The organism is Acetivibrio cellulolyticus CD2 (genome assembly GCF_000179595.2).
In the GTDB taxonomy this organism is placed as follows: domain Bacteria; phylum Bacillota; class Clostridia; order Acetivibrionales; family Acetivibrionaceae; genus Acetivibrio; species Acetivibrio cellulolyticus.
This window is the reverse complement of record NZ_JH556652.1, coordinates 71579-75227: the sequence shown is the minus strand read 5'-3', so window position 1 is coordinate 75227 and position 3649 is coordinate 71579. Positions and strand designations below refer to the sequence as shown.

General features: G+C 34.2%; 2 protein-coding genes. Both read left to right on the top strand.

Going from position 1 to position 3649, the window contains the following annotated elements; all coding sequences use genetic code 11:
• Positions 1-1684: DNA translocase FtsK (locus tag ACECE_RS26335; RefSeq protein ID WP_010243766.1), on the top strand; the 1684-nt coding region annotated here is incomplete at its 5' end.
• Between the two features lie 458 nt (positions 1685-2142).
• Positions 2143-3649: DNA topoisomerase (locus ACECE_RS26330; protein WP_010243765.1), on the top strand; the 1507-nt coding region annotated here is incomplete at its 3' end.

The window sequence follows — 3649 nt, the reverse complement described above, 5'->3', positions numbered from 1 at the left end:
TTCAAGTACTTGGGTTTTAATATTTATTATTGCTATAGTCATTTACTTTACAGTTAGGGTAATCATTAGACTCAACCATTCAGGAAACAATACTCTTCTAAAGTTTCCTCCGAAGATAAATATTACTTCGAATAATTCGGTCAAAAAAGCATCCACACCATTAAACTTTGAAAAAAATACTGATATATGCCTAAAAAAAGGCTGTCCACCTTTGAGCATTTTAAAAAATGAGGCTACCAACATATCAAATAATTCCTCCGTTGATTTAAATGCTCAAGCACAAGCTTTAACCTCTAAACTAAAAATGTGTTTTTCTGAATTTGATATTTCTTTTTTGACAGTTAAAAAAGTAGAAATCGGTCCTGTTATAACAAGGTTCACACTTGGCATGTCTGCACAAGGAAGAGTATCGAAGATAACAGCGATAGAAAAAGAAATTTGCATGTTTCTTCAGGTAAATTCCATATTAATTATACCGTCAGAACAAGGCCTTATAATTGAGATTCCCAACCCTGTACCAAATGATGTAGCCTATATGGATTGTATTCGAGCTTTTAATAAGCAAAAAAGTAATAATCCATTAGAAGTAATACTTGGTCAAACTGCAATCGGAGAACTGCAAACTTTATGCATAAATAAAACTCCACACCTATTAATCGCAGGAGCTACCGGGTCAGGTAAAAGCGTATGCCTTAATGGAATTATTGCAAGCATCTTGTTTAATGCAACACCTGATGAGGTTAAATTTATATTTATTGACCCAAAGGTAGTGGAACTATCTAACTATAATGGAATACCTCATCTTCTTGCTCCAGCTGTAACTGATGTTAAAGCAGCAAACAGAATGCTTTCGTGGGCAGTCGGGGAAATGGAGCAGCGGTACCGCAAATTTGCATCCGAAGGAGTTCGAAATATTGAATCTTATAATAACAAAGTAGGGAAAGCCTGCCATATGTTTTCTATAGTAATCATAATTGATGAACTTGCAGACCTTATGATTCAATCTGATAAAGAAAACCCCATAGAAGAATCAATACAACGTCTTGGACAAATGGCACGAGCTGCCGGCATTCATTTGATAGTTGGAACCCAAAGACCTTCTGTTGATGTAATAACCGGCACAATTAAAACGAATATTCCTAGCAGAATAGCCTTTGCAGTTGCGGATTCAAATAATTCAAGGGTAATATTGGATTGTAATGGAGCAGAAAAATTACTAGGAAAAGGTGACGGACTATTGTTAACTACAGAAATACGTAAACCTATAAGATTTAAATCAGCTTTTATAGATGAAAAACAAATTGAAAATATAGTTGAATGGTGGAAAAACAAATCTTCCGCTGCTGAAAATGAGCCTATAAAATTAGATGAATTTTCAGTTGATTCCCCTGAAGAAACCCCAGAAGATAAAGATAATGATGATGATGATGGGCTAATAAGGGTAAAAAGCCACATTGCACGTCAATACACACAAGGTAACATCTACCTACCTGGAAAACTCAAAATGGCTAAAGAAATAAAAATGAATGTAAACAACCTTATTAAGGCCTTATCTACTTTGGAAAGCTCAGGTTGGGTAAAAGAATCTTCAGAACAGAATAGGGGAATGGAAATTTGTGTTGATGAAGATCAAATACTTGAGCATTTAAAGAAATATGACTATGAATTCTATATTCAACTTTAACAATACATTATCAAAACATATTGTTAATTGTAGGTCTAAAAATAATCTTCTATATAGGGCTATAACCTTTATACACATAAATTATCACTTAAGAAATGTTAATTAATTATTACTTCGTTCTAAACTATTTATAAGAGGCTGAAAGCTTAGAATCAAGAAAAAACTTGCCTTAAGTGCAAGAAAGGTAAGATAACCTACCATGTTATAGAGGAAGAACACGATTACCATGATGATAATCGTGTTTCAAAAAAAGAAACTAAAAAATGTACTTTTTGTTACCGGGTATTGCAGCAATGATTGATCAAAGTTTTAACAGGCTTAACAGGCTTTAGTATTATCAAAAGGGTATTATCAAGAAGGTATTATCAGACCCTTAAAACCCCCTATTATGTAGGTGATATTTATCTTGATAATACCTTCTTGATAATACCCCAAAATATAAAAAAGGATGTGATTATATGGGGAAAATTCTCATCATTGCCGAAAAATCATCAGTTGCTTATGATATCGCAAAAATAACTAGCTGCACTAAGAAATGTAATGGGTATATTGTTGGAAATGAATATGTTATATCCTGGGCTAAAGGTCATCTTATAGAATTGTGCGATCCTAACGAATATAATAAAGCCTGGAAAAAATGGAGCTTCGAAACTCTTCCCATTATACCAACTGAAATCCAGATAAAACCTATCTCTTATGAAATTGATCGCTTCAACTTACTAAAAAGTCTAATGAATGATCCTGGCATCGATGCACTAATATGTGCAACAGACTCAGGTAGAGAAGGTGAGCTAATCTTCAGACTGATATATCAAATGGCAGAATGCAAAAAGCCATTCCAAAGGCTCTGGATATCAAGCTTAACGGATCAAGCAATAACCAACGGTCTAAATAACCTTAGAGATGGTAGTTATTACGATAATTTATATCAGTCTGCATTAAGCAGGTCCTTTGCCGATTGGTTGGTAGGAATTAATGCTACACGCGCATATTCTATTAAGTATAAAGGTGTAAAACTTCCAATTGGTCGAGTACAAACCCCTACTCTCGGGTTAATTGTATGTAGGCAAAAAGAAATTAACTCATTCAAAAGCACGGAATATTGGGAAGTTACAGCTTACTACGAAAGTTTTAGCGGTAAATGGTTTAATCCAGATACCAAGGAAACAAGGCTTTATGCAGAATCAGAAGCTAAGACCATCGCAGACAAAATTAAAAGTCAACAAGGTACTATTGAAAATATTGATACAAATAAGATTGAGGAGGGTCCTCCGCTTTTATATGATCTTACAAATTTACAAAAGGATGCAAGCAAAAAATTTGGTTTAACAGCTCAGGAAACTTTAGGGATCGTTCAAGGATTATATGAAAAAAAACATGTTACATATCCACGTACTGACAGCTGCCATCTATCTGAAGATATTGCAGATACGATCCCCGAAAGGATTAAGTTGCTATCAAATAATTCGGAATATCAAAAAATGGCCGATTATATAATGAGCCTTCCAAAGCTTCCATTGTCAAAAAGAATTGTTGATAATACAAAAATAACTGATCATCACGCAATAATACCTGATCTAATAGTTCCTAAAAGTCTTGATGATGATGAGGCTAATATCTACGATCTGATTGCAAGACGGTTTCTATCAGTATTCTACCCTGATTATCAATACACTATTAAGACTATAACTGTAGATATTGAAAACGAAAAGTTTTCGTCAAGGGGTAAAACCATAAATCAGCTTGGTTGGATGGAATGTTTCTCTGATCCAGAAGAAAATAAAAATGATACTGCAGCTCTTCCTGATGTAAAAATCGGCGATAAACTTAAAGTTACAAATTCAAAAGCTACTAAGAACTCAACACGGCCACCTTCTTACTACACAGGCGGAACATTGGTATCTGCCATGGAGAACATAGGGAGGAATATCAATGATAAAGATATTAAAGATGCATTGAACGGAT